17 protein-coding genes are annotated in these 24,199 nt (G+C 52.9%); 13 read left to right on the top strand and 4 right to left on the bottom strand.

What is annotated here, in order from left to right; genetic code table 11:
* Positions 1 to 241: 241 nt before the first annotated feature.
* The 4 genes from gudP to JTI98_RS09335 all read left to right on the top strand — a co-directional run bounded on the left by gudP (position 242) and on the right by JTI98_RS09335 (position 5,528).
* Positions 242 to 1,600: a galactarate/glucarate/glycerate transporter GudP gene (gene gudP / locus JTI98_RS09320; RefSeq protein ID WP_216082177.1), complete on the top strand. Its 1,359-nt coding sequence runs from the start codon at positions 242 to 244 to the stop codon at positions 1,598 to 1,600.
* The gene (locus JTI98_RS09325) at positions 1,597 to 2,937 is read left to right on the top strand and encodes a glucarate dehydratase family protein (protein WP_216082178.1); all 1,341 of its coding nucleotides are present in this window, start codon (positions 1,597 to 1,599) and stop codon (positions 2,935 to 2,937) included. The genes gudP and JTI98_RS09325 overlap by 4 nt, the downstream gene beginning before the upstream one ends.
* A 19-nt stretch (positions 2,938 to 2,956) precedes the next feature.
* A complete protein-coding gene (gudD, locus tag JTI98_RS09330) occupies positions 2,957 to 4,297 on the top strand; it encodes a glucarate dehydratase (protein ID WP_216082179.1) in 1,341 nt (446 codons plus the stop codon).
* A gap of 88 nt (positions 4,298 to 4,385) precedes the next feature.
* Positions 4,386 to 5,528 (top strand): glycerate kinase, encoded by a 1,143-nt coding sequence (locus JTI98_RS09335; RefSeq protein ID WP_216082180.1) that lies wholly within the window; start codon positions 4,386 to 4,388, stop codon positions 5,526 to 5,528.
* 33 nt (positions 5,529 to 5,561) lie between these two features.
* Here JTI98_RS09335 and barA read toward each other — a convergent pair whose 3' ends face one another.
* Positions 5,562 to 8,318 carry a two-component sensor histidine kinase BarA gene (gene barA / locus JTI98_RS09340; RefSeq protein WP_042999513.1) on the bottom strand — a complete coding sequence of 919 codons (2,757 nt, stop codon included), beginning with the start codon at positions 8,316 to 8,318 and terminating at the stop codon, positions 5,562 to 5,564.
* A gap of 57 nt (positions 8,319 to 8,375) precedes the next feature.
* Between barA and rlmD the strand changes: the two genes are divergently transcribed.
* The 5 genes from rlmD to eno all read left to right on the top strand — a co-directional run bounded on the left by rlmD (position 8,376) and on the right by eno (position 16,185).
* Positions 8,376 to 9,674, top strand: coding sequence for a 23S rRNA (uracil(1939)-C(5))-methyltransferase RlmD (gene rlmD / locus JTI98_RS09345; protein WP_216082181.1), 1,299 nt, complete (start codon positions 8,376 to 8,378; stop codon positions 9,672 to 9,674).
* A 51-nt stretch (positions 9,675 to 9,725) separates the two neighbouring features.
* A complete protein-coding gene (relA, locus tag JTI98_RS09350; RefSeq protein ID WP_042999515.1) occupies positions 9,726 to 11,960 on the top strand; it encodes a GTP diphosphokinase in 2,235 nt (744 codons plus the stop codon).
* 60 nt (positions 11,961 to 12,020) lie between these two features.
* A complete protein-coding gene (gene mazG, locus JTI98_RS09355; protein ID WP_090048500.1) occupies positions 12,021 to 12,812 on the top strand; it encodes a nucleoside triphosphate pyrophosphohydrolase in 792 nt (263 codons plus the stop codon).
* A 350-nt stretch (positions 12,813 to 13,162) separates the two neighbouring features.
* Positions 13,163 to 14,800 (top strand): glutamine hydrolyzing CTP synthase, encoded by a 1,638-nt coding sequence (gene pyrG, locus JTI98_RS09360; RefSeq protein ID WP_042999517.1) that lies wholly within the window; start codon positions 13,163 to 13,165, stop codon positions 14,798 to 14,800.
* An 89-nt stretch (positions 14,801 to 14,889) separates the two neighbouring features.
* Entirely contained in the window at positions 14,890 to 16,185 is a 1,296-nt protein-coding gene (gene eno, locus JTI98_RS09365) for a phosphopyruvate hydratase (protein ID WP_042999518.1), read from the top strand.
* A gap of 57 nt (positions 16,186 to 16,242) precedes the next feature.
* Here the strand turns inward: eno and JTI98_RS09370 are convergent, their stop codons facing one another.
* Entirely contained in the window at positions 16,243 to 17,067 is an 825-nt protein-coding gene (locus JTI98_RS09370; RefSeq protein ID WP_044254266.1) for a MurR/RpiR family transcriptional regulator, read from the bottom strand.
* A 165-nt stretch (positions 17,068 to 17,232) separates the two neighbouring features.
* On the opposite strand from JTI98_RS09370, the gene JTI98_RS09375 reads away from it, so the two are divergent.
* The 3 genes from JTI98_RS09375 to queE all read left to right on the top strand — a co-directional run bounded on the left by JTI98_RS09375 (position 17,233) and on the right by queE (position 20,221).
* The gene (locus tag JTI98_RS09375) at positions 17,233 to 18,792 is read left to right on the top strand and encodes a maltose/glucose-specific PTS transporter subunit IIC (RefSeq protein WP_216082182.1); all 1,560 of its coding nucleotides are present in this window, start codon (positions 17,233 to 17,235) and stop codon (positions 18,790 to 18,792) included.
* Entirely contained in the window at positions 18,789 to 19,478 is a 690-nt protein-coding gene (locus JTI98_RS09380) for an N-acetylmannosamine-6-phosphate 2-epimerase (RefSeq protein ID WP_042999520.1), read from the top strand. The genes JTI98_RS09375 and JTI98_RS09380 overlap by 4 nt, the downstream gene beginning before the upstream one ends.
* A 71-nt stretch (positions 19,479 to 19,549) precedes the next feature.
* The gene (queE, locus tag JTI98_RS09385) at positions 19,550 to 20,221 is read left to right on the top strand and encodes a 7-carboxy-7-deazaguanine synthase QueE (RefSeq protein WP_042999521.1); all 672 of its coding nucleotides are present in this window, start codon (positions 19,550 to 19,552) and stop codon (positions 20,219 to 20,221) included.
* A gap of 35 nt (positions 20,222 to 20,256) precedes the next feature.
* Here queE and JTI98_RS09390 read toward each other — a convergent pair whose 3' ends face one another.
* Both JTI98_RS09390 and JTI98_RS09395 read right to left on the bottom strand, forming a co-directional pair.
* On the bottom strand, positions 20,257 to 21,735 hold the full coding sequence (locus JTI98_RS09390) for an FGGY-family carbohydrate kinase (RefSeq protein WP_044328730.1): 1,479 nt from the start codon (positions 21,733 to 21,735) through the stop codon (positions 20,257 to 20,259).
* A gap of 26 nt (positions 21,736 to 21,761) precedes the next feature.
* On the bottom strand, positions 21,762 to 23,060 hold the full coding sequence (locus JTI98_RS09395) for a nitrate/nitrite transporter (RefSeq protein ID WP_044328729.1): 1,299 nt from the start codon (positions 23,058 to 23,060) through the stop codon (positions 21,762 to 21,764).
* Between the two features lie 319 nt (positions 23,061 to 23,379).
* Between JTI98_RS09395 and JTI98_RS09400 the strand changes: the two genes are divergently transcribed.
* Positions 23,380 to 24,165 (top strand): SDR family oxidoreductase, encoded by a 786-nt coding sequence (locus JTI98_RS09400; protein ID WP_042999524.1) that lies wholly within the window; start codon positions 23,380 to 23,382, stop codon positions 24,163 to 24,165.
* Positions 24,166 to 24,199 lie beyond the last annotated feature (34 nt).

Here is a 24,199-nt window from a genome sequence, read left to right on the forward strand (position 1 = left end):
CCATCACCCTGGGCTTTTGCCATAAACATAAGTGATACATCACCTAAATGTTGGGTTCTTGCACGGTGAGCAAGAACCGGGTGCTTTTTATACTTCTCCTGCCAGTTATAAAAAATGCAGTTAGCAAGGCGAACGACCTAATAAAAGCTGCAATAAAAAACACGAAACGTCACCTCTGATCCCCTACCAGTTGTGCTGTTCAGAGTGAGCGTGACTAACGCGAAAATTCAGGAGTGCAACAATGAGTTCATTAAGTCAGGCTGCGAGCGGTGCGGAAAAACGCACCAATGCCCGCTACTGGATAGTGGTGATGTTGTTTATCGTCACCTCCTTCAACTATGGCGACCGCGCCACCTTATCCATTGCCGGTTCGGAGATGGCCAAAGATATTGGTCTGGATCCGGTCGGTATGGGTTACGTTTTCTCTGCGTTCTCATGGGCCTACGTTATCGGGCAGATCCCGGGCGGCTGGCTGCTGGACCGTTTTGGTTCCAAACGCGTTTACTTCTGGTCCATCTTCATTTGGTCCATGTTTACCCTGTTACAGGGCTTCGTCGATATCTTCAGCGGATTCGGCATTATCGTCGCGCTGTTTACCTTGCGCTTCCTCGTCGGTCTGGCGGAAGCGCCGTCCTTCCCCGGCAACAGTCGCATCGTCGCGGCCTGGTTCCCGGCACAGGAGAGGGGTACGGCGGTCGCAATCTTTAACTCTGCGCAGTACTTTGCCACCGTTATTTTTGCCCCAATCATGGGCTGGCTGACGCACGAAGTGGGTTGGTCGCATGTGTTCTTCTTTATGGGCGGCCTTGGGATTGTCATCAGCTTTATCTGGCTGAAAGTGATCCACGAGCCAAACCAGCATCCGGGCGTGAACAAGAAAGAGCTGGAATACATTGCAGAAGGCGGTGCGCTGATCAACATGGATCAGAAAGACACCAAAGCCAAAGTGCCGCTCAGCGTGAAATGGGGACAGGTCAAGCAGTTGCTGGGTTCCCGCATGATGATCGGTGTGTATATCGGTCAGTACTGCATTAACGCGCTGACCTACTTCTTTATCACCTGGTTCCCGGTTTATCTGGTACAGGCTCGCGGTATGTCGATCCTGAAAGCGGGCTTTGTGGCCTCGGTTCCTGCGGTGTGCGGATTTATCGGCGGGGTGCTGGGCGGTATTATCTCCGACTGGCTGATGCGTCGGACCGGCTCACTGAACATTGCGCGTAAAACGCCTATCGTGATGGGGATGTTGTTGTCGATGGTGATGGTGTTCTGTAACTACGTCAACGTCGAGTGGATGATCATCGGTTTCATGGCGCTGGCGTTCTTTGGTAAGGGTATCGGTGCCCTGGGCTGGGCGGTGATGGCTGATACAGCGCCGAAAGAGATCAGCGGCCTGAGCGGGGGGCTGTTCAACATGTTCGGCAACATCTCTGGCATCGTGACACCCATTGCCATTGGCTACATCGTTGGCACGACCGGCTCCTTCAACGGTGCGCTGATTTATGTGGGCGTGCATGCGTTGATCGCGGTACTGAGCTACCTGGTGCTGGTGGGGGATATTAAACGTATCGAACTGAAACCGGTCGTAGGACAACTATCATGACGACACAATCCAGCCCCGTTATCACGGACATGAAGGTCATTCCGGTCGCCGGCCATGACAGTATGCTCCTCAACATTGGCGGCGCGCATAACGCGTATTTTACCCGCAATATCGTGGTGCTAACCGATAACGCCGGGAACACCGGCGTCGGTGAAGCGCCGGGCGGAGAGGTTATCTACCAGACGCTGGTTGATGCCATTCCGATGGTGCTCGGTCAGGAAGTGGCCCGACTGAATAAAGTGGTCCAGCAGGTCCACAAAGGCAATCAGGCCGCTGACTTTGATACTTTTGGCAAAGGCGCCTGGACATTCGAACTGCGTGTCAATGCGGTGGCCGCGCTGGAAGCCGCGCTGCTTGATCTGCTGGGCAAGGCGCTCAACGTGCCGGTCTGCGAACTGTTAGGGCCAGGCAAGCAGCGTGATGCAGTGACCGTGCTCGGTTATCTTTTCTACGTGGGCGACAGAACCAAAACCGATCTGCCTTATCTGGAGACCACACCGGGCAACCATGACTGGTATCACCTGCGCCATCAGGAAGCACTCAACAGCGATGCCGTGGTGCGTCTGGCGGAAGCCTCGCAGGATCGCTACGGTTTTAAAGATTTCAAACTCAAAGGCGGCGTGCTGCCAGGTGAGCAAGAGATCGATACCGCTCGCGCGCTGAAAAAGCGATTCCCGGATGCGCGTATTACCGTTGATCCCAACGGTGCCTGGCTGCTTGAAGAGGCGATCACGCTGTGCAAAGGGTTGAACGATGTGCTCACTTACGCAGAAGATCCGTGTGGCGCCGAGCAGGGCTTTTCCGGGCGCGAAGTGATGGCCGAATTCCGTCGCGCCACAGGATTGCCGGTGGCGACGAACATGATCGCCACTAACTGGCGCGAAATGTGCCATGCGGTAATGCTGAATGCCGTCGATATCCCGCTTGCCGATCCGCATTTCTGGACGCTTTCCGGTGCGGTACGTGTGGCACAGTTGTGCGACGACTGGGGGCTGACCTGGGGCTGCCACTCTAACAATCACTTCGATATTTCACTGGCGATGTTTACCCACGTTGGCGCGGCAGCGCCGGGTAAACCGACCGCCATCGACACGCACTGGATCTGGCAGGAGGGCGATTGCCGCCTGACGAAAAATCCTCTTGAGATTAAAAACGGAAAAATTGCTGTCCCTCACGCGCCTGGACTGGGTGTTGAACTGGACTGGGATCAGGTGCAGAAGGCGCATGACGCTTACAAAAAACTGCCAGGCGGTGCGCGAAATGACGCCGGTCCGATGCAGTACCTGATCCCCGGCTGGACTTTTGACCGTAAACGTCCCGTTTTCGGCCGTCACTGACTTGTATAAGGACTCAACAATGAACGCACAATTTACTACTCCTGTTGTTACGGCAATGCAGGTTATTCCGGTTGCGGGCCACGACAGTATGCTGATGAACCTGAGCGGAGCACATGCCCCGTTCTTCACGCGTAATATTGTGATTATCAAAGATAATTCCGGTCATACTGGCGTGGGTGAAATCCCCGGTGGCGAAAAAATCCGTAAGACGCTGGAAGACGCGATCCCGCTGGTGGTGGGTAAACAGCTTGGTGAGTACAAAAACGTGCTGAATTCGGTGCGCAATACTTTTGCCGATCGTGACTCTGGCGGCCGCGGTTTGCAAACGTTTGACCTGCGTACCACCATCCACGTGGTCACCGGCATTGAAGCTGCGCTGCTGGATCTGCTGGGACAACATCTGGGCGTAAACGTGGCGTCTTTGCTGGGGGACGGTCAACAGCGTAGCGAAGTAGAAATGCTCGGCTATCTGTTCTTCGTCGGTAACCGCAAAGCCACACCGCTGCCGTATCAGAGCCAACCGGATGAGCAATGCGACTGGTATCGTCTGCGTCATGAAGAAGCGATGACACCCGATGCGGTCGTCCGTCTGGCAGAAGCGGCGTATGAAAAATACGGTTTCAATGACTTCAAACTGAAAGGTGGCGTGCTGGCTGGGGAAGAAGAGGCGGAGTCGATTGTGGCGCTGGCAAAACGCTTCCCACAGGCGCGCGTCACACTGGATCCTAACGGTGCCTGGTCACTGAATGAAGCGATCAAAATCGGTAAATACCTGAAAGGTTCGCTGGCCTACGCGGAAGATCCGTGTGGTGCTGAGCAGGGCTTCTCGGGTCGTGAGGTGATGGCGGAGTTCCGTCGCGCCACCGGTCTGCCGACCGCGACCAATATGATCGCCACCGACTGGCGTCAGATGGGCCATACGCTGTCATTACAGTCGGTGGATATCCCGCTGGCTGACCCGCACTTCTGGACGATGCAGGGTTCTGTGCGCGTCGCGCAGATGTGCCATGAGTTCGGTCTGACCTGGGGTTCACACTCCAATAACCACTTTGACGTTTCGTTAGCGATGTTTACCCATGTGGCTGCGGCGGCGCCGGGCAAGATCACGGCGATCGACACTCACTGGATCTGGCAGGAAGGCAACCAGCGTCTGACCAAAGCGCCGTTTGAAATTAAAGGCGGTATGGTGCAGGTACCGGCGAAACCGGGTCTGGGCGTTGAACTGGATATGGACCAGGTAATGAAAGCTCACGAGCTGTATCAGAAGCATGGTCTGGGCGCGCGTGATGACGCGATGGGGATGCAGTATCTGATCCCGAACTGGACGTTCGATAACAAACGTCCGTGCATGGTTCGTTAAGATGTCGACCGGTCCCAAAAGGACCGGTTATTTTTTATTGGTAAACCGGGTGTATGCTTAGCTGAGTCAACATGCGTAAGGACGGCTTATGAAAATAGTGATCGCACCGGACTCGTATAAGGAAAGTTTGAGTGCTCTCGAGGTGGCGAACGCCATTGAGCAAGGTTTTCGTGAAATCTGGCCCGATGCGGATTATGTAAAACTTCCGGTTGCTGATGGCGGTGAAGGAACGGTTGAAGCCATGGTGGCGGCGACGGCGGGACGTATTGTTGATGTCAACGTCACGGGTCCGCTGGGGAAAACCGTCACCGCGTTTTTCGGCTTATCCGGCGACGAGCGCACGGCTTTCATTGAGATGGCGGCAGCCAGCGGCCTGGAGCAGGTGCCTGTCGCGTTACGCGATCCATTAAAGACAACCTCCTGGGGAACCGGGGAGTTGATTCGTCATGCGCTGGATGCTGGCGTAGATCATATTATTATCGGGCTCGGCGGCAGTGCGACCAACGACGGCGGTGCGGGCATGGTGCAGGCGTTGGGGGCAAAATTGCTCGATGCCCGGCAGAATGAAATTGGTAAGGGCGGAGCAGCGCTCGATGCGCTTACACGGATCGATATCAGCCAGTTGGATCCGCGTCTTGCCGCATGCCGTATTGAAGTCGCGTGTGATGTGACTAACCCGCTGACCGGTAAAGAGGGGGCGTCAGCGGTGTTTGGTCCACAGAAAGGGGCTACGGCAGAGACGATCGATCGTCTGGATACAGCACTGGTGCATTATGCGCAGATTATCACCCGCGATCTGGAGGTGGATGTCCTTGAACTGGCTGGTGGCGGTGCGGCAGGCGGGATGGGCGCGGCGCTGTATGCGTTTTGCGGTGCGCAACTGCGACGCGGAATTGAGATAGTCACCGATGCGCTACAACTGGATGCATGCGTTGCGGATGCCAATCTGGTGGTGACCGGCGAAGGGCGCATGGATAGCCAGACGATCCACGGTAAAGTTCCGGTAGGGGTGGCGAAGGTGGCAAAGCGCTACCACAAACCGGTGATCGGTATTGCCGGTAGCCTGACGGCCGATGTCGGCATCGTCCATGAACATGGGCTGGATGCCGTCTTTAGCGTGATTTATACCATCTGTACGCTGGACGATGCGTTGAAGAACGCCGCAGAGAACGTGCGCATGACCGCGCGCAACGTCGCGGCGACGCTCAAAATGGGACAGACGCTACGCTGATCGACAGGCCGGATGGCGCGCTGCCTGTCTGGCCTACAACAGCCATTTTCGCGCTTCACGCGCCACGTTATCCATCTCGTCCAGCAGTTCCAGAAACTCGGGTTCCAGATCTTCTTCTGGCGTCCCTTCGCGTAACTGGCTTTCCAGCAATTGACACAAATTCTTCATGCGCGGTACGCCGCTATAACCGCAACTGCCATGCAGCTTATGAATCAAATCGATTAATCCTTGTGGATTTTCCCCTACCAACTGCTCTTCGATTTTATTACGCACTTCCGGCAGAAAATCGATCAGCATTTGCAGCATATCGCGTGCCAGATCGGGTTTTCCGGCGGCCTGGCGTAGCGCCAGTTGCCAGTCCAGCGTGGCATTTGGGTTGAAAACCGGTTCGATCGGTTCAGCGCTAAGCCGGCGTGTCGGAACACTTGCGCCTGGTTTGTAGCGTTGCAGCAGATTAAACAGCTTCTCTTCTTCGATCGGTTTTGCCAGATAGTCATTCATTCCGGCACTCAGCAATTTCTCTTTCTGGCCTGCCATCGCGTGCGCGGTGACGGCGATCACCGGGGTTTGCTGTTGATGAGGAAGCTGGTGGATCAGTTCGCAAGCCCGAATGCCATCCATGTCCGGCATCTGAATATCCATCAGGATCAGATCAAACTGCATCTGCTTCGCGCGATCGACCGCCTGTTGGCCGCTATCACACAGCTCAACATGTTGAACCAGATCGTCCAGTAGTGCGCCAATCAGCTTCAGGTTGGCTGGATTATCATCAACCGCCATAACCGTCATGGCAATTTTGCTTTCGTCTGAGACCAGCGCGCTTTCGGGGTGATTCTGACGACACAAATCCACCAGCGCGGGCAGCAGACGCGTGGAGGTCAGGGGTTTTAGCAGACAACTTGCCACACCGTCCTGTTTGAGTTTCTCGGCGTTCACCTGAGCGTGGCACGGCAGCGCCAGCATCAGGAATTCGGTCATTTTGGTTGCCTGAATCAGCCGCTCGTGCTGCATTGTCAGCGGCTCTTTGAAGGTGACGGCAACGCCAAGCAGCATAAAGTCGTAGTGCTCAACGGCCAGTGCGGAAAACGTTGGGCTATAAATCACCTCCAGCGGCGTTTCGCTAAGAATATCCAGCGTACACTGCGCGGCGGCGGCATTTGGCTCGATGTAGGCAATACGTTTACCCACCAGGCAGGTGGTCGCCGGGCCATCCTTAATCACATTCGGATTCAGATCGAGATTGATGTGGAACCAGAAGGTTGAGCCGCGATTCGGCTGGCTGTGGAAGGAGATATCGCCGCCCATCTCGTTAACCAGCTTCTGCGTGATCACCAGCCCCAGTCCGGTACCGCCGTGGCGACGGGAAATACTGGCATCGGCCTGACGGAAAGCCTGGAACAGGCGTGACTGGTCGCGCTCGGGGATACCGATGCCGGTATCGCGGATCTGCACTTCGATCTGCACTTTGGTGTTACTCAGCGAACGCTTTTCCACCAGAATGTCGATGTTGCCGCTCTCGGTGAATTTAATCGCGTTACCGACCAGATTAGTGATGACCTGCTGTAAACGCAGCGGGTCGCCAATCACGTTATCCGGTACGTCATTCTTAATATTGAGCGTCAGCTCCAGCCCTTTGTCGTGCGACGAATGCGCCAGCAGCGTCACCACTTCATCGAGCGTATTGCGCAGGGCAAAGGGAATGCTTTCGAGAATAAGTTTACCCGCTTCCAGCTTAGAGAAATCGAGAACGTCGTTGATGATTGCCAGCAGGTTATTTGCCGAACGCTCGATGGTATTCAGGTGGTCGCGCTGGGTGGTATTCAGCTCGGTTTTCAGCGTCAGGCGCGTAAAGCCGATCACGCCGTTCAGCGGGGTACGCAGCTCATGGGACATGTTGGCCAAAAATTCAGACTTGATGCGCGCGGCTTCCTGCGCACGCTTTTTCGCGAGATCCAGCTCGACGTTCTGGATCTCCATCTGCTCGAGCGTTTCACGCAAATCGGAGGTCGCCTGATCGATATTGTGCTGCATCTCTTCGTGATAGGCCGCGAGCGACATGGCCATCGAGTTAATGCCGTTTTTCAACACATCCAGCTCGCCGAGCATAAAGCCCTCCACGCGGCTGTCGAGTTGCCCCCGGCGGATGCGGTCAACCGTATTGACCATGTTGCGAATCGGCCCTGTCACATCGCGCATCAGACGCCAGCCAAAGATCAGCGCAATGCCGATACAAAACAGCATCATGACGGAAGAAATGAAGATTTCTTTATACTGTTGTAAGCGGACCGACTTGAGATCGAGCTCAAGCGCCACATATCCCAACATATTACCCGCGTTTTTCGCATCAGTGGCCGGGGATTCGTCAAGCGAATAGCTTTCTGAAATGATCGGCGTGCGCAGGATTAAAATATCGCCCTGACCCTCAACGCTCAGTCGGCGCGGAAACGGTGAGCCCGGAGGCAATTGCATTTCCGACGGATTGAGATTGAAATTCGAGGTGACGAAGAGGTGATTGTTCTCGTCGTAGACCGAAATCGCCCGCACAATCTCTGAGTGGCGGCGATGCAAAACGCTAATGAGCTGGCCGATGGATTCGCGGTTTTGCAGGTTCATACCGTATTCGGTAGAGACCGCGAGAGGCTCGATGATACTGGCACCGGCATCTTCCAGTTGACGCTGCAAGTCGTGGTAGCGATGCACAACGAAAAAGATACTGAGCAGTAAACCGATAAGCACGGTCGGGGCCAGGATCAGAATCATCATGCGAGCGCGCAGGCTGTAGTTGGTCATGGAGTTCCGTTATGGGACAATTAGGGTCACACTGTTAAATTGAGAATATTCTCGTCGATGGCGCAATTCTACTCTGCAAAACGGCGCGTGACGACGCGCCAGATCATAACCGTTACCGTCAATGACCTCGATTCTTTTGGTCAGGGCGTTGCGCGACACAACGGAAAGACGTTGTTTATCCCCGCATTGTTGCCGCAGGAAAGTGCGGACGTGGCGATTACCGAAGATAAAAAACAGTACGCGAAAGCCCAGGTTAAGCGCCGTTTGAATGATAGCCCGGATCGCGTCACGCCGCGCTGTCCGCACTTTGGCATTTGCGGCGGCTGTCAGCAACAGCACGCGAGTATCGAACTGCAGCAGCGCAGTAAAAGCGCCGCGCTGTCACGCCTGATGAATAACGATGTCACCGAGGTGATCGCCGATGCGCCGTGGGGCTATCGCCGTCGCGCACGTTTAAGTCTCAACTTCCAACCCAAGACCCAGCAGTTCCAGATGGGGTTTCGCAAGTCAGCGTCCAGTGACATCGTTGATGTCAGACAGTGCCCCATTCTGGTGCCCCAACTTGAAGCATTACTGCCCGATCTCAGGGCATGCCTTGGCAGCCTGCAGGGAATTCGCCATCTGGGACATGTTGAACTGGTGCAGGCAGACAGCGGTACGCTGATGATTCTGCGCCATACCGCGCCGTTAAGTCGCGCGGATAACGAAAAACTGGAACGCTTTTCGCATTCAAAGGGACTGTCTCTGTATCTGGCGCCGCAAAGCGAGATACTGGAAACGGTTTCTGGTCAGACGCCCTGGTATGAATCAAACGGGCTACGCTTAAACTTCAGTCCGCGTGATTTTATTCAGGTCAATGCAGGTGTGAACCAGAAAATGGTGGCCAGCGCGCTGCAATGGCTGGACGTACAGCCTGGCGATCGCGTGCTGGATCTTTTCTGCGGGATGGGCAATTTCACACTCCCGTTGGCAACCCGGGCGGCAAGCGTTGTCGGGGTGGAAGGCGTGCCTGCGCTGGTGGAAAAAGGGCGTGAAAATGCACAACAAAATGGATTACACAATGTGACATTCTTTCATGAAAATCTTGAAGAGGATGTCACCCGACAGCCGTGGGCCAAAAACGGTTTTGATAAAATCTTGCTCGACCCTGCGCGCGCAGGGGCTGCGGGCGTGATGCAACATATTATAAAATTGCAGCCTGGCCGCATTGTTTATGTATCCTGTAATCCTGCCACGCTGGCGCGTGATAGTGAGGCGTTATTACGCGCAGGATATCAAATACAACGGCTGGCGATGCTTGACATGTTCCCCCACACGGGACACCTGGAATCGATGGTATTGTTTGAGCATTCATAATGAATCACGACTTGTCGACTTCGACAGGTCACGTCCCTTAAGGAGAGGACAATGGTTGCGGTAAGAAGTGCGCATCTAAACAAAGCTGGGGAATTTGACCCGAAAAAGTGGATCGAAAGTCTTGGGATCACCAGCCAGCAGTCATGTGAACGCTTAGCCGAAACCTGGGCGTATTGCCTGCAACAGACACAGGGGCATCCGGATGCGGAACTGCTGCTGTGGCGTGGCGTGGAGATGGTGGAAATCCTCTCGACACTAAGTATGGATATCGACACGCTGCGGGCAGCGCTGCTGTTCCCTCTGGCAGATGCCAATGTCGTTAGCGAAGATACCCTGCAGGAAAGCGTAGGTAAGTCTATCGTCAATCTGATTCATGGCGTGCGTGACATGGCGGCCATTCGCCAGTTGAAAGCGACCCATACCGATTCCGTCTCCTCCGAGCAGGTCGACAACGTGCGGCGCATGCTGCTGGCGATGGTCGACGATTTCCGCTGCGTGGTCATCAAACTTGCTGAACGAATCGCCCATCTGCGCGAGGTGAAAGACGCGCCGGAAGATGAGCGCGTGTTGGCGGCAAAAGAGTGTACTAACATCTATGCGCCGCTGGCGAACCGATTAGGTATCGGTCAGCTGAAATGGGAGCTGGAAGATTATTGCTTCCGCTATCTGCATCCTGCCGAGTACAAACGCATTGCCAAACTGCTGCATGAACGGCGTATCGATCGTGAGCACTACATTGAAGAGTTCGTGAGTCATTTGCGCTCAGAGATGAAAACGGAAGGCGTAAAGGCGGAAGTGTATGGACGCCCGAAACACATCTACAGCATCTGGCGAAAAATGCAGAAAAAGCATCTGGCATTTGATGAGCTGTTTGACGTGCGCGCCGTGCGTATCGTCGCCGAGCGCTTGCAGGACTGCTACGCCGCGCTGGGCATTGTGCACACGCACTATCGCCATCTGCCGGATGAGTTTGACGACTATGTCGCCAACCCGAAACCGAATGGCTATCAGTCGATTCACACCGTGGTGTTGGGGCCCGGCGGCAAAACGGTAGAGATCCAGATTCGTACTAAACAAATGCATGAGGACGCTGAGCTGGGCGTCGCCGCGCACTGGAAGTATAAAGAAGGCGCAGCCGCAGGCGGGGCGCGTTCCGGCCATGAGGACCGCATTGCCTGGCTGCGTAAGCTGATCGCCTGGCAGGAAGAGATGGCGGACTCTGGCGAAATGCTCGACGAAGTGCGCAGTCAGGTGTTTGACGATCGGGTCTACGTCTTTACGCCGAAAGGCGATGTTGTGGATCTGCCCGCGGGCTCTACGCCGCTCGACTTTGCGTATCACATTCATAGTGATGTGGGGCACCGTTGTATTGGGGCGAAAATCGGTGGGCGCATCGTGCCGTTTACCTATCAGTTGCAGATGGGCGATCAGATCGAAATCATCACCCAGAAACAGCCGAACCCGAGCCGCGACTGGCTGAATCCGAATCTGGGCTATGTGACGACCAGCCGTGGGCGCTCGAAAATCCACGCCTGGTTCCGTAAACAGGACCGCGATAAGAACATCCTTGCCGGACGGCAGATTCTGGATGACGAGCTGTCGCATTTAGGGATCAGCCTGAAAGAAGCGGAAAAGCATCTGCTGCCGCGCTACAACTTCAACGAGCTGGAGGAACTGCTGGCGGCGATTGGCGGGGGCGATATCCGTCTGAACCAGATGGTGAACTTCCTGCAATCGCAGTTCAACAAACCGAGCGCCGCCGAAGAAGACGCCGCCGCGCTGAAACAGCTTCAGCAGAAAACGCATGCGCCGCAGAACCGGCGTAAAGACGATGGGCGTGTTGTTGTGGAAGGCGTAGGTAATTTGATGCATCACATTGCCCGTTGCTGCCAGCCGATTCCAGGCGATGAGATTGTTGGGTTTATTACCCAGGGCCGCGGGATTTCCGTCCATCGGGCGGACTGTGAGCAACTGGTCGAACTGCGTGCGCATGCGCCGGAACGCCTTGTGGACGCCGTGTGGGGTGAAAGCTATTCGGCGGGATACTCGCTGGTAGTGCGCGTACAGGCCAACGATCGCAGCGGTTTACTGCGTGATATCACGACGATTCTGGCGAACGAGAAGGTCAATGTGCTCGGCGTTGCCAGTCGTAGCGATACCAAACAGCAGCTTGCTACTATCGATATGACAATTGAAATCTACAACCTGCAGGTGCTGGGACGCGTGCTCAGCAAGCTGAATCAGGTACCTGATGTGATTGACGCGCGTCGTTTGCACGGCAATTAATTTTACTTTCCAGGCCCGGTGGCGCCTCGCTTATCGGGCCTGTGTTTTCAGGATGTTCCAATGACCCAAATTGACCGCCTGCTTGGCATCATGCAACGCCTGCGCGACCCGAAAACCGGCTGTCCGTGGGATAACGAACAGACTTTCGCCACGCTCGCCCCTTACACCCTTGAAGAAACCTACGAAGTGCTCGACGCGATTTCCCGTGAGGATTTTGACGATCTGCGCGGTGAGCTGGGCGATCTGCTGTTTCAGGTCGTGTTTTACGCACAAATAGCCCAGGAAGAAGGGCGCTTTGATTTCAATGATATTTGTGCCGCCATCAGTGACAAACTCGAGCGGCGCCACCCGCACGTTTTTGCGGATGCCCAGGCCAACAACAGCACTGAAGTGCTGGCCCGCTGGGAACAAATCAAAACCGGCGAACGAGCGCAAAAAGCGCAGCATTCTGCCCTCGATGATATTCCGCGCAGTTTACCAGCGCTAATGCGGGCGCAGAAAATCCAGAAGCGCTGTTCGAATGTCGGTTTTGACTGGACGACGCTGGGACCAGTGGTCGATAAGGTGTATGAAGAGATCGACGAGGTCATGCACGAGGCCCGGCAGGTCGTGGTCGACCAGGCTAAACTGGAAGAGGAAATGGGCGATTTGCTATTTGCCACCGTCAATATGGCCCGTCATTTAGGCACCAAAGCGGAGACCGCTCTGCAAAAAGCCAACGAAAAATTCGAGCGGCGTTTTCGTGAGGTCGAACGGATTGTGGCGGCGCGCGGCCTGGAAATGACCGGTGTTGACCTGGAAACGATGGAAGAAGTCTGGCAACAGGTAAAACGGCAGGAAATTGATCTCTAAGGGAATTGCGCGGTCAAGGGCGTTTTGTGTGATTTTTTAAATAACAAGCGCTTGATTTGCGTCAAAAACATTTACCTCAAAGAGGCTATTTTCTCTTCCCGTTATGTTGATGAGACACCGTGTATACTGCTTCTTCGAGTTATTCGAGTCGCAACACGGCGGCGACTGAAAGAATCCCCAGAAACATAGAAATGCTATGTGACTGGGGTGAGTGAAGGAAGCCAACACCGGTGCGGCTTGAAGAACGAAGGAGAGGGGATAATGAAAGTTTGTGGCGTACGTCATGTTCGGGTATACTACTTTCCCGTCCTGGTTATTCCATCGTTTCACCCTAACTTCTCAGGTTCAGCATGACAACGAACTATATTTTTGTGACCGGCGGGGTCGTATCCTCTCTGGGTAAAGGCATTGCCGCAGCCTCCCTCGCAGCCATTCTTGAAGCCCGTGGCCTCAACGTGACCATCATGAAACTGGATCCGTATATCAACGTCGATCCTGGCACCATGAGCCCAATCCAACACGGGGAAGTGTTCGTTACTGAAGACGGCGCTGAAACCGACCTGGACCTGGGTCACTACGAGCGTTTCATTCGCACCAAAATGAGCCGCCGCAACAACTTCACCACGGGTCGTATTTACTCTGACGTTCTGCGCAAAGAGCGCCGTGGCGACTATCTGGGCGCGACCGTACAGGTTATCCCGCACATCACCAATGCTATCAAAGAACGCGTGCTGGAAGGCGGCGAAGGCCATGACGTTGTGCTGGTCGAAATCGGCGGTACCGTTGGTGATATCGAATCTCTGCCGTTCCTTGAAGCGATTCGCCAGATGGCCGTTGAAATTGGCCGTGAACACACACTGTTTATGCATCTGACGCTGGTTCCGTACATGGCAGCGGCAGGTGAAGTGAAAACAAAACCGACGCAGCACTCTGTAAAAGAGCTGCTCTCTATCGGTATCCAGCCAGATATCCTGATTTGCCGCTCTGACCGCGCTGTCCCGGCAAACGAACGTGCGAAAATTGCATTGTTCTGTAACGTTCCGGAAAAAGCGGTGATTTCTCTGAAAGATGTCGATTCCATCTATAAAATTCCAGGCATGTTGAAATCACAGGGCCTGGACGATTATATTTGTAAACGATTCAGCTTAGAGTGTCCGGAAGCTAACCTGGCCGAATGGGAACAGGTAATTTACGAAGAAGCGAACCCGGCAGGCGAAGTCACGATTGGGATGGTCGGCAAGTACATTGAACTGCCGGATGCCTATAAATCCGTGATTGAAGCGCTGAAACACGGCGGTCTGAAAAATCGCGTGACCGTCAACATCAAGCTGATTGATTCGCAGGATGTTGAAACGCGCGGTGTCGAAATCCTGAAAGATTTGGACGCTATCCTGATCCCTGGCGGCTTCGGCTACCGTGGTGTAGAAGGCAAGATCGCGACTGCACGCTATGCGCGTGAGAACAATATTCCTTATCTGGGCATTTGCCTGGGTATGCAGGTTGCGTTGATTGAGTTTGCGCGTAATGTCGCCGGTATGGACAACGCCAACTCGACGGAATTTGTGCCAGACTGTAAGTACCCGGTTGTGGCGCTGATTACCGAATGGCGTGACGAAGACGGTAACGTTGAAGTCCGTACTGAGAAGAGCGATCTGGGTGGCACCATGCGTCTTGGCGCGCAGCAGTGTCAGCTTGGCGACGATAGTCTGGTCCGTCAGTTGTACGGCACGCCGACTATTGTTGAGCGTCATCGCCATCGTTACGAAGTCAACAATATGCTGTTGAAACAGATTGAAGCTGCGGGTCTGCGTGTTGCAGGCCGTTCCGGTGATGATCAGTTGGTCGAGATCATTGAGGTACCGAATCATCCGTGGTTCGTGGCCTGTCAGTTCCATCCGGAATTTACTTCCACGCCACGTGATGGACATCCGCTGTTTGCTGGCTTTGTGAAAGCCGCCAGCGAGCATCAGAAGCGTCAGGCGAAGTAAGAAGTAAAAAAAGTTAGAACGGCAACGCGTACCAAAGGTACGCGTTGTTTGTCTGGAGTTTTAGTTTAACTTGTACTGAGGAAAACCTAATGTCCAAAATCGTTAAAGTCATCGGTCGTGAAATCATCGACTCCCGTGGTAACCCGACTGTTGAAGCCGAAGTACACCTGGAAGGTGGTTTCGTCGGTATGGCAGCAGCTCCGTCAGGTGCTTCTACAGGCTCCCGCGAAGCGCTGGAACTGCGCGATGGCGACAAAGCCCGCTTCATGGGTAAAGGCGTACTGAAAGCTGTTGGCGCGGTTAACGGCCCGATCGCTCAGGCTATCCTTGGCAAAGATGCCAAAGATCAGGCTGGCATCGACAAGATCATGATCGATCTGGACGGTACTGAAAACAAATCCAACTTCGGCGCGAACGCCATCCTGGCTGTGTCTCTGGCTAACGCCAAAGCTGCTGCTGCTGCTAAAGGCATGCCGCTGTACGAGCACATCGCTGAGCTGAATGGTACTCCGGGCAAATACTCCATGCCGGTTCCGATGATGAACATCATCAACGGTGGTGAGCACGCTGACAACAACGTCGACATCCAGGAATTCATGATTCAGCCAGTTGGCGCGAAAACCCTGAAAGAAGCCGTACGTATGGGTTCTGAAGTGTTCCACAACCTGGCTAAAGTGCTGAAAGCGAAAGGCATGAACACTGCTGTGGGTGACGAAGGTGGCTATGCGCCGAACCTGGGCTCCAACGCTGAAGCGCTGGCTGTCATTGCTGAAGCGGTTAAAGCTGCTGGCTACGAGCTGGGCAAAGACATCACTCTGGCGATGGACTGCGCAGCATCTGAATTCTACAAAGACGGTAAATACGTTCTGGCTGGCGAAGGCAACAAAGCGTTCACCTCTGAAGAATTCACTCACTTCCTGGAAGACCTGACCAAACAGTATCCGATCGTTTCTATCGAAGACGGTCTGGACGAGTCTGACTGGGATGGTTTTGCATACCAGACCAAAGTACTGGGCGACAAAATCCAGCTGGTTGGTGACGACCTGTTCGTAACCAACACCAAGATCCTGAAAGAAGGTATCGAAAAAGGCATCGTTAACTCCATCCTGATCAAATTCAACCAGATCGGTTCTCTGACCGAAACGCTGGCTGCAATCAAGATGGCGAAAGACGCTGGCTACACAGCTGTGATCTCTCACCGTTCCGGTGAAACTGAAGATGCTACCATCGCTGACCTGGCTGTGGGTACTGCTGCAGGCCAGATCAAAACGGGTTCTATGAGCCGTTCTGACCGCGTTGCTAAATACAACCAGCTGATTCGTATCGAAGAAGCGCTGGGTGAAAAAGCACCGTACAACGGTCGTAAAGAGATCAAAGGTCAGTAATTTATTACTGTCGCTTTACACTCTAAGAAACCCGCTTCGGCGGGTTTTTTTATGTCTTTAAAGCAGTAGCGGTAGGGTCGCGCTGGCTGTTTTCTGGCTTACATCGCTGTACTTTTCATCCAGTGCGATTAGCGATGTGGTGAGCAGTTCTATCAACAGCATCACACCCACCTTGGCGTTTAGCGCGCCGGCACTCAACGGACCTTCTGGTTTGGCTGCGACCAGTTGAATATCACTAAGCGATGCTAACGGGCTGCGCGGCGTATTACTCAGCGCCACTACGCGCACACCTTGTTTACGCGCTAGCTTTACAACATGCAGCAGATCGCGCGTGGAGCCTGAACTGGAAATTGCCACTACGAGCGTGTTTTTACTAAGCGTTGTGGCGTTCATGGCAGCACGGTGCATATCGCTGAACAATTGTGCGGGTTTACCCAGACGCAGGAGTTTGTAATGTAAATACTCCCCCAGAATGGCACTGGCTGCTACGCCATAAATCTGCACTGACTGAGCCTGATGCAGTGCAAGCGCGGCGGCTTCCAGTAAGGTCCTGTCGAGTAATTTTGCTGTGTCCTGCAGCGCCTGGACGGATTCATTGACCACATTGTCAATCTCATCGCCGCTGTGCTCGACAGACTGTCCTTGTCGGAGATCGAGTGCCAGCGCCATTTTGAATTCGTTATAGCCCTTACACCCTAGCGTTCGACACAGACGTGTGACGCTAGCCTCGCTGGTGCCGCTTTCACGCGCCAGTTCGGTAATCGTCAGGTAGACCACTTTTGCCGGATCGCTGAGTACAAACTCGCCTAGCTTCTGTTGCGTTCGGCTGTATCCATCAACGCTCTGCCGCAATCTCAGCAGCAGGTTTTCATTTTCAGACATGCAAAATCCTTAATGCGTTTATCTGTTGATAGTGTGGCGGAAAGCAGGGGAGAGATGCCAGACATTTTAAAAAAGTATGATCGGCTTCCTGGATTTTGATGATAATTTTCATTTATAAAAATTAATATGGTAAAAATTTTCATCAACAATCGAGGAGATGAAAAAATGATGCAAATGTTTAGCGGCGCCTCATCCGGAGGATGGTTTGAAAAAGCGCAGCGGTTTGGCAAATCCTTCATGCTGCCGATTGCGGTATTGCCCGCAGCAGGGCTGTTGTTAGGGATTGGTGGCGCGTTGTCCAATCCAAACACATTGACGGCTTATCCGTTTTTAGATGTCGACTGGCTGCAGGCCATCTTCACGATCATGACCAGCGCAGGTTCCATTGTGTTTGCCAATCTGTCGGTACTCTTTGCGGTCGGTGTCGCCGTGGGGCTGGCGAAAACAGATAAAGGCACTGCCGGGCTTGCGGCATTGCTGGCATTTCTGGTGATGAACGCCACCATCAACGCCTTATTAACGCTCAACGGAACGCTGGCGCAAGAGAACCCCGGTGCTGTTGGCCAGGGGATGACGCTTGGTATTCAGACGCTGGAAACGGGCGTGTTTGGTGGTGTGGTGATGGGTCTTGTCACCTGCGCGTTGCATAGCCGTTTCAATAAAGTCTCACTACCTCAGTTCCTCGGTTTTTTTAGCGGTTCGCGTTTTGTACCGATTATCAGCTCCCTTGCCGCGATTGTAGTGGGTGCGGTTATGACGGTGGTGTGGCCGCATTTCCAGAAACTCATTTTTGGACTGGGCGGTCTGGTGGATGCGACGGGCTATCTGGGGACGCTATTGTACGGCTTCATCCTGCGTATGCTTGGCCCACTGGGTTTACACCATATCTTTTATTTGCCGTTCTGGACGACGGCGCTGGGCGGCAGCGAAATCGTCAACGGCCAGTTGGTGGAAGGTACGCAGCGGATTTTCTTTGCCCAACTTGCCGATCCGAATACGCAGCAGTTCTATGCGGGTACCGCGCGCTTTATGTCCGGTCGCTTTATCACCATGATGTTTGGTCTGCTTGGCGCATGTCTGGCGATGTACCACACCGCAAAGCCGGAGAACAGAAAGGTTGTCGCCGGACTGCTTCTGTCGGCCGCCCTGACCTCTTTCCTGACGGGAATCACTGAACCTATTGAGTTCTCCTTCCTGTTTGTCGCGCCCATTCTATATGTCATTCACGCCTTCTTCGATGGTCTGGCGTTTATGATCGCCCATATTTTACATATCACGATTGGGCAAACCTTTTCAGGTGGACTTATCGATTTCCTCCTCTTCGGCGTGTTACAGGGAGAAGCTAAAACCAACTGGATGTATGTCCCCATGGTGGGAATACCGTGGTTCTTCCTCTACTACTTCACTTTCCGCTATTTGATCACCCGCTTTGGCTGGCTGACGCCGGGCCGTGAGAACGCAGCCCCGGTTGAATCCGGCTTGTCTCAAAGTGAACGCGCAGTGGCAGTCATCGCTGGGCTGGGAGGCAAAGAGAATTTGGAAGAGGTGGACTGTTGCGCCACGCGCTTACGCGTGACGGTGAAAGAGAGCAGCAAAGTAGATGAAGCGGCGCTGAAAGCGACCGGAGCCCGTGGCGTGATTATTCGCGGCAACGGTGTTCAGGTGATTTATGGCCCGCATGTCACCATCATTAAAAACGAAGTCGAAGAGATGTTATCGTCATGAAAACTGTACTGGATCCCCTGAAAGGTAAATTAATCGTCTCCTGTCAGGCGCTGGAAAATGAGCCTCTACACAGTCCGTTTATTATGTCTCGTATGGCGCTGGCGGCAGCACAAGGCGGTGCGGCAGGTATCCGTGCGAACAGCGTGGTGGACATTCGTGCTATCAAAGAGTGCGTCTCCCTGCCGGTGATTGGGATTATCAAACGCGATTACCCTGGCAGTGAGGTATTTATCACGGCCACTCTCCAGGAAGTGGATGAGCTGATGACCGTTGAGCCGGAAATTATTGCTCTGGATGCCACTGCGCGGCCGCGCCCCGGTGGGCAGACGCTGGAAGAGTTGGTCACGCAGATCCGTGCTCGCTACCCGTCCGTACTACTGATGGCGGATATAGCCACCGTAGACGAGGCAGTGACAGCCGAGCGTCTGGGTTTTGACTGTGTGGGCACTACGCTTTACGGCTATACCGCAGAAACCGCCGGGCATGTGCTGGTGGAAAATGACTGCGGATTCTTACGTGAAGTGTTGGCTGCGGTCAGCGTTCCGGTCGTGGCGGAAGGGAACGTCGATACCCCGGAACGCGCCGCACGCTGCCTGGCATTAGGCGCTCATACCGTGGTGGTTGGCGGGGCAATCACTCGTCCGCAACAGATAACGGCACGCTTTATCGCGGCGATCGCCTCGTAAAGCACCGATGGGGCATGATACTTTGGTGGGGATCTGCGATAATTATCGTTTATCCCCATATTGAGAGCGCTATGCAGTACCCGATTAACGAGATGTTCCAGACCCTGCAAGGTGAGGGTTACTTTACCGGCGTCCCCGCCATTTTTATTCGTTTACAGGGATGCCCGGTTGGCTGTGCCTGGTGCGATACCAAACACACCTGGGATAAGCTTGAGGATCGGGAAGTCTCCCTGTACAGCATCCTGGCGAAAACCAAAGAGAGTGATAAATGGGGCGCGGCAAGCAGTGAAGATCTGCTGGCGGTGATTGGCCGACAAGGCTACACCGCGCGTCATGTGGTGATCACCGGCGGTGAACCGTGTATTCATGACCTGATGCCCCTCACAGATTTGCTGGAAAAGAACGGTTTTAGCTGCCAGATAGAAACCAGCGGTACACACGAAGTGCGCTGCACGCCAAATACCTGGGTGACCGTGTCTCCGAAGGTGAACATGCGCGGTGGTTATGACGTTCTGTCTCAGGCGCTGGAACGCGCGAATGAGATTAAACATCCGGTCGGGCGCGTGCGTGACATTGAAGCGCTGGACGAACTGCTCGCCACGCTGAGCGACGACAAACCGCGGGTGATTGCGCTGCAACCTATCAGCCAGAAAGAGGATGCTACACGCCTGTGCATTGATACCTGTATCGCGCGCAACTGGCGCCTGTCGATGCAGACGCACAAGTATCTGAATATTGCCTGATAAAAAGCCGGATACATAATCCGGCTTTTTTGACCTTAAGCGTTTGACCAGCTTTGTATTGCGTCCACCTTACTTAAATCGCCGTGGAACACTTCATACGATTTTTTCAGAATCGGATCGGTATGTTTTGTTAATTCCCGGAAGATCCCTTTGTTCATGGCTTCATAGCGTGCTGCATGTTCAGGAATCGGGATAAACACATCTTTCACCCGTACCATATTCTCAACCGCTTTCTGATAGGACGGATAAAGATCAAGCCCCACCGCCGTGTTAATGGCTGCTCCCAGGCTGGCACAGCCGTTAATGACGTTTCGGCGGGCAGGAAGGTTGAACACATCAGCAAAGATCTGCATAAACAGATCGCTGTTTGAACCGCCACCGGTGATGATCACATGTTTAGCAAAGTGGTTCATTTCATTGCACATATTGTCGTAGTTGTTTTTAAGCGTCAGCGCAATGCTCTCCAGAATAGATCGGTAAATCCACGCGTAATCCATACTGGAATCAAAGCCAATCATGATCCCGCGTTTGTACGGTTCCCAGGGATTAGTCAGCCAGTCCAGCACGGTCATCAGGCCATTACAGCCTGGCGGTACGCATGCGGCTTTCTTATTCAACAGGTCCTCAGGTGAGAGCCCCTGATTTTTAGCATCCTGGATTAATGATTCACCTAACATGTCGCGCAACCAACTGACCGTCCACATCCCCTTGCGGATGCCATAACCTTCATAGAGCAGGGTTTCCGGAATGGAAGACATAATCGGCCAATAGGCGGACGGATCGTTGGGAAGCGCCTTGCCATTCATCATGAGGGCAATATAGGTCCCCAACGAAATCACTGCCGTTTCATCGTCCAGTAAACCTGCGCCAAGGGCTTCGACTGGTTTATCGCTGGTCGTACAGATGACGGGCAATCCAGCCGGAAATCCTGTCACCTGTGCGGCATCGGTTTTCAGATGACCAAGCAGAGTGCCTGGCATCTGGACATCAAATAGCATTTTGCGCTGAATATTGAATTTCTTAATCACTTCATCATCATCACTCCATGACCAGGTGGTGTAATCCACCGGCCATTGCCCAAAGTAGTTGGCAATATTGTCTTTAAACTCGCCAGTTAAGCGATGCGCCAGATAACCTGAAAATGAGGTGACGTAAGCGACATCCGGGTTGGTATGCTCGTAGGGGCGCGTTACGCGTGCATCCTGCCAACTAATCAGCGGGGCTGCTGGCGTTCCATCGGCTTTGAGTAGGGCGCGACAGCAGCGTATGGACCCCAGACCAATTCCGACAATGTCTTTTTTGTCACCCGAGAATTGATTCATTAAGTCTTTGCCGGCAAGACATAAAGAGGTCCATAAATCATCATCCGGATGTTCCGCGGTATCAGCATCGGGGGTATACATCGGTTGCAAAACGCCTTTCCCTTCACAAACGACGTTTCCCTCCAGATCGTACATCACCACCTTGGTACTCTGGCTTCCCCCATCAATTCCAATGATGTATTTTTTCGACATTATCATGCTCCTTTCGTTTTCCGTTTTCACTCGCCGGAGATATCTGCGGTCAGTGATGTCATTTTTTCCGGTCTGGTATGGGTGGTTCGAATTTTACGAAACAGTAAGAAAGTAAAGAGGATTACCGTGCACAAGGCGGCCAGCCCCATCAACCACATATTGCGATAGGCCTCTGCTGCAGGAAGCGTATCCTGCCAGTGACCCACAATTGGATAGACAAAGACATCAGGAAGAAAACCAATAACCGAGCAGATGCCCACAGTGGTTCCCATGATGTAAGGCGGCGTTCTGGCTTCCCCTGGACAGGCCCAGTAAAGTCCACGTGAGGCATAGCAGGTGAACCCCAGTAATAGAATAAGACCGATCCCCATAACGACAGATTGCGGGTCTGAATTGGTTATCAGCAATGCTATCAGGGCGAGAGCGCCCACTATTGAGAGCAATTGGATCACGCGCGTCGGTGACTTTATTTTGCTGTAGGTGGTGATAATGCCACCCAAAGGCCCGCAGAAAGCACGGAAAATTTTGTTGATGACGATCCCCATATAGCTCGCAGCGACCAGTGACATGCCATACATTTCAGTCAGATAATTTGTGGAATAACTGAGGATGGCATAGATAGTAAAAACGCCAAAAATGACCATACTGCAGTACCAGGTTGTACTGATTCGCAGAACCGTCAGAATATCGCTGAACTCGAACGCCTTTTTTTCTTCTTTTACGCTGTCAATGTGCTGGGGACCGTCGCTGACAAAGAACCAGCACAGAATCCCTAACAGGATATAAACCACGCTGTAAATCAGGATCACGGCTTTCAGGCTGTTGCTGTCATCTGGCGCAAAACGGGAGAAGACCCACATGGTAAAGACTGCCAGAGACATGACGCCAACCCCTCGCAGCCCTTCCATCCAGCCCATAATTTTCCCTTGTTCACTGTGATCTCCCAGCAATGACGCGGCTTTGATCGAGACTGACCACAGCATCAAAATTGTGGTGACGGCAAAGGCGACCTGGATAAAGAGCATGACCCACAATGGCGGGTACGTCATCATCACTAAACCGAGCAATCCAGTAATAATCATTGCGGAGGTAATCATTTTACGATGAGAGAATTTATCAGCAATGACGCCGCTGGGGGCATATAGGATAATAGCGGCAATACCAAATGTACTCATTATTAATCCAATCTCGGTATTGCTAAATCCCATGAATTTTGCCATGGGGATTTGATATATATAGCGTAAATAAGCCAGGTCAAAACTGACGCCGCCGCTAAAACTAATAATAGCGAGCGTTATCCAACGGCGATATGAGTTATGTTGCATATCGAATTCCCATTTTGCGTAGACAAAAAAAAGAGAAAAGTAAACCGCCTTTGCAGGAGGATTACTTTTCTCAGGTCTCTAGTAATTACAATTAGGAATAGCACGGAAGGGAGTAATATAGTGTGAGAATAATCACGGTTCTTGTTTTTAACCATAATAACAAAATGAAATAGGCTTCTGTGAGAATGATCACATTAGGTATTTTGTCACTGTGCTAAAAATTCATTCCAGTTACCAGAGATAATGAGAAAGGTAACTTCCCTCACGCGGGGGAAGTTACCTTTCTTTTTTTTTGCCTTAAGAAATTTGGAGCTTACCTATGTCGATCGAATCACTCAACGCATTTTCAATGGATTTTTTCTCTCTGAAAGGAAAAACGGCGATTGTAACGGGCGGGAACAGCGGTTTGGGTCAGGCTTTCGCAATGGCACTGGCGAAAGCTGGCGCGAACCTGTTCATACCAAGCTTTGTAAAAGATAGCGGTGAAACGAAGGAAATAATTGAAAAACAAGGTGTTGAAGTGGAGTTTATGCAGGTGGATATTACCGAAAAAGGAGCACCTCAGAAGATTATCGCCGCCTGCTGCGAGCGTTTTGGTACCGTTGATATTTTGGTAAACAATGCGGGAATTTGTAAGCTGAATAAGGTCCTGGATTTTGGTCGTGCCGATTGGGATCCCATGATTGATGTTAACCTGACGGCGGCGTTTGAGCTGAGTTATGAAGCCGCGAAAATTATGATTCCACAAAATAGCGGTAAAATTATTAACATTTGTTCTTTGTTCTCCTGGCTTGGTGGTCAGTGGTCTCCGGCTTATGCGGCAACCAAGCATGCCCTTGCTGGATTTACTAAAGCGTATTGCGATGAACTGGGTCAATATAATATTCAGGTTAACGGTATCGCACCTGGATATTATGCAACAGATATTACGTTAGCGACCCGGAGTAATCCTGAAACAAATCAGCGCGTACTGGATCATATCCCTGCCAATCGTTGGGGTGATACCCAGGACCTAATGGGGGCGGCGATTTTTCTTGCCAGTCAGGCTTCAAATTACGTAAACGGTCATTTACTTGTTGTCGATGGCGGTTATTTAGTTCGCTAATTTTGTCAGGTGGTTTCTGTTTTTATTAATTATT

It is taken from the genome of Citrobacter sp. MGH 55, from assembly GCF_016906145.1.
In the GTDB taxonomy this organism is placed as follows: Bacteria; Pseudomonadota; Gammaproteobacteria; order Enterobacterales; family Enterobacteriaceae; genus Citrobacter_A; species Citrobacter_A amalonaticus.

Bases quoted from the DNA above. Each gene is read 5' to 3' on its own strand.
- gudP (WP_216082177.1), top strand. From the start codon at position 242: ATGAGTTCATTAAGTCAGGCTGCGAGCGGTGCGGAAAAACGCACCAAT.
- JTI98_RS09325 (WP_216082178.1), top strand. From the start codon at position 1,597: ATGACGACACAATCCAGCCCCGTTATCACGGACATGAAGGTCATTCCG.
- gudD (WP_216082179.1), top strand. From the start codon at position 2,957: ATGAACGCACAATTTACTACTCCTGTTGTTACGGCAATGCAGGTTATT.
- JTI98_RS09335 (WP_216082180.1), top strand. From the start codon at position 4,386: ATGAAAATAGTGATCGCACCGGACTCGTATAAGGAAAGTTTGAGTGCT.
- barA (WP_042999513.1), bottom strand. From the start codon at position 8,318: ATGACCAACTACAGCCTGCGCGCTCGCATGATGATTCTGATCCTGGCC.
- rlmD (WP_216082181.1), top strand. From the start codon at position 8,376: ATGGCGCAATTCTACTCTGCAAAACGGCGCGTGACGACGCGCCAGATC.
- relA (WP_042999515.1), top strand. From the start codon at position 9,726: ATGGTTGCGGTAAGAAGTGCGCATCTAAACAAAGCTGGGGAATTTGAC.
- mazG (WP_090048500.1), top strand. From the start codon at position 12,021: ATGACCCAAATTGACCGCCTGCTTGGCATCATGCAACGCCTGCGCGAC.
- pyrG (WP_042999517.1), top strand. From the start codon at position 13,163: ATGACAACGAACTATATTTTTGTGACCGGCGGGGTCGTATCCTCTCTG.
- eno (WP_042999518.1), top strand. From the start codon at position 14,890: ATGTCCAAAATCGTTAAAGTCATCGGTCGTGAAATCATCGACTCCCGT.
- JTI98_RS09370 (WP_044254266.1), bottom strand. From the start codon at position 17,067: ATGTCTGAAAATGAAAACCTGCTGCTGAGATTGCGGCAGAGCGTTGAT.
- JTI98_RS09375 (WP_216082182.1), top strand. From the start codon at position 17,233: ATGATGCAAATGTTTAGCGGCGCCTCATCCGGAGGATGGTTTGAAAAA.
- JTI98_RS09380 (WP_042999520.1), top strand. From the start codon at position 18,789: ATGAAAACTGTACTGGATCCCCTGAAAGGTAAATTAATCGTCTCCTGT.
- queE (WP_042999521.1), top strand. From the start codon at position 19,550: ATGCAGTACCCGATTAACGAGATGTTCCAGACCCTGCAAGGTGAGGGT.
- JTI98_RS09390 (WP_044328730.1), bottom strand. From the start codon at position 21,735: ATGTCGAAAAAATACATCATTGGAATTGATGGGGGAAGCCAGAGTACC.
- JTI98_RS09395 (WP_044328729.1), bottom strand. From the start codon at position 23,060: ATGCAACATAACTCATATCGCCGTTGGATAACGCTCGCTATTATTAGT.
- JTI98_RS09400 (WP_042999524.1), top strand. From the start codon at position 23,380: ATGTCGATCGAATCACTCAACGCATTTTCAATGGATTTTTTCTCTCTG.